Source organism: Geomonas sp., from assembly GCF_056994735.1.
Window position 1 is genome coordinate 1 of sequence record NZ_JBXKJL010000165.1, and the last position, 2252, is coordinate 2252.

1 protein-coding gene and 2 pseudogenes are annotated in these 2252 nt (G+C 60.7%); 1 reads left to right on the top strand and 2 read right to left on the bottom strand.

The annotated features are described in order from the left end of the window. Both AC11W3_RS07850 and AC11W3_RS07855 read right to left on the bottom strand, forming a co-directional pair. Positions 1 to 441 (bottom strand): annotated as a pseudogene (locus tag AC11W3_RS07850) (VWA domain-containing protein); the annotation flags it as partial. A gap of 65 nt (positions 442 to 506) precedes the next feature. Beyond that, complete coding sequence (locus AC11W3_RS07855) at positions 507 to 1814, bottom strand: IS4 family transposase (RefSeq protein ID WP_484092762.1); 1308 nt, start codon at positions 1812 to 1814, stop codon at positions 507 to 509. A 79-nt stretch (positions 1815 to 1893) separates the two neighbouring features. Between AC11W3_RS07855 and AC11W3_RS07860 the strand changes: the two are divergent. Next, a pseudogene (locus AC11W3_RS07860) lies at positions 1894 to 2208 on the top strand (sensory rhodopsin transducer); the annotation flags it as partial. Positions 2209 to 2252: the final 44 nt, after the last annotated feature.

Here is a 2252-nt window from a genome sequence, read left to right on the forward strand (position 1 = left end):
CAGCAGCAGCGCACGCCCTCGGTGCAGCAGATAACGCTGCAGCACCTGGGCGGGATGGGCGTCGGCCGTTGGAACCTGATAGGCACCGTCAGCCACCAGCCGGGTATCCAATCGGTGACCATTGCGCAGGCAGCCGGGATAACGCTCGCCCAGACGGGCATCGACCCGGATATCTTCCAGCATATTGCTGAGCGTCTGGTGCAGCGGCGTCGTGCCGCGCGCCACGGTGAAATCCGTGTGCCGGACATGAGCGGCTTCATGATCGAGATAGCCGTTCGCCAGCACCCACAGTTTGCCGTCATCCGCCAGCGGCAGGGCCGGCAGATGGAGGGTATCGCCATCGGTCCAGGCGCCGTGACCGCCGATATCGACCTTGACGCCGTACTTATTGCCCAACGCCTGGGCCAGCAGAGGCAGTGCCCCCAGCAAGGGATTTTGCATGAATTGCTCCAGGCGCACGCCTCCCCGGCCGGAGGGTCACTACCATTAAGTTAAGCGAATCTTTTTCAATAACAATGCTTTTTCTGTCGACGGTGGAAATCCAGCAAGGCTCTAGCCGAGGTTTTCTGGCGGGGCGGATGGCGCTGCGGACGCACGGAAGTCGGATTGGTCAGAAACAACGCCGTCAACCGCTCAATCAAGGGTTGGGTGTCCAGGTCGCTCCACAACAGGTCCAGGGCGTGGTGTTTGATGGCGTTGAAGGAGACCGCCCGGTTGACGGTTTGGGGATGACGGGTTTGTTTCGCATCGAGTTGGGCCTGTGCCGCTTCGGTCAAGAGCGTTTCCAGGCCGGTCAAGTATACGGTCGCATGAAAGTCCTGCCGGACGGCTTCGGCCTCGGTGCCCGAGAAATTTTCCAGGTCCAAGCGGGTCTTGAGCACCCCATAGAAGGTTTCCACGCCCCAGCGCCAATGGTACAGCTCCAGGAAGCCGGCCGTGGGATACGGCGCCTCGTCGCGCAGGGAGGTGACCAGCACCTCCCTTTCACCGGTGCTGAGGCGCACGCGGACAAAACGCACCGTCAAGGCTGGCGGCAGACCGAGCTGACGGATCAGGGGCGCTTGCGCCGCACACGGAGTCAGGGTGACCACTTGACTGTCTGGGCCTTCCCCTTGGAGCATGCGGCGCGCCACCCCGAACGAGGCCGCCGAACAGCGGATGACGAAATTCCGCTCCCGCTGCGTCAGTTCGGCCAGCATGCGGTACGACGGATAATTGCGATCCATGACCAGCAAATCGGTCGGGCCGGTGTGGGCCAGATGGCCGATAGCCAAGGCGACTTCATACGCGTCGGCCTGGCCCAGGGTGGCATCCAAGGCGACCCGATTGAGCACGTCATACAGCACCGAGGCCAGGGCATAGGGGCGCTCACCCTGAATCTGGGCATCTTTCCCGTTCGAATAGGCGATCGTCCCAAACGCCGCGCGCACGTCTTCCGTATCCGGCAGCAGCACCTTCGAACCGTCAACCGCCAAGACCCGAAAGCCCCAGAAGGTGCGAAAGTCCGCGTCCCGATACCGGCTTTCCACCACCGCCTTCTGATTCAGTTCGAGGAACGCGGTGTGCTGGAGTTTGTAGCGGGCCTGGGAAAAAGCACTCGCCGTGACCGGCTCGGCTGTCAGCCAGGCCATCGCTTCGTTGACGACGTTTTGCAAGGATTTCACGCTTTTTCTCAGGATCAGCACCAACACCACGGCAAACGGCAAACAGCGCACCCGCGTGAACGCCTGGTCACTCGCGCGATGCCGGCTTTTAAACCCCTCGTCGGTGAGCAGGTGACGGGTTGTTTCTATCGTGTACGTAACAGGGTTCATCGGTGACTCCCAAGGCATTCAGAGTCACCTATTATGGAGACAGGTAGGCTTAACTTAATGGCAGTGACCCTCCAGTACTCATGGCGACGATCCACGCTTTCTAAGCCACGAGGCGGCTTGCATTCTCAATGCCAATGATCAGGACGCCCAGGTCACTCTGACCATCTATTTCAGCGATCGCGCGCCGGCCGGTCCTTACCGGTTGACGGTGCCGGCCCGGCGCACCCGGCATCTGCGCTTCAACGACCTGAACGATCCTGAACCGATCCCTACCGATACGCCCTATTCCAGCGTGATCGAAGCGGATGTTCCGATCGTGGTCCAGCACACCCGGCTCGATTCGCGTCAGGATGCCTTAGCGCTGCTTTCGACCATCGCTTATGCCGGCGATTAAGTCCTCGTTCCAGCCTACGATATTATCCTTAAAAGAGTAGGCAT

What these genes read in the sequence shown, in the direction of transcription:
- AC11W3_RS07855 (WP_484092762.1), bottom strand. Translation starts at nt 1,814, where the DNA reads ATGAACCCTGTTACGTACACGATAGAAACAACCCGTCACCTGCTCACC.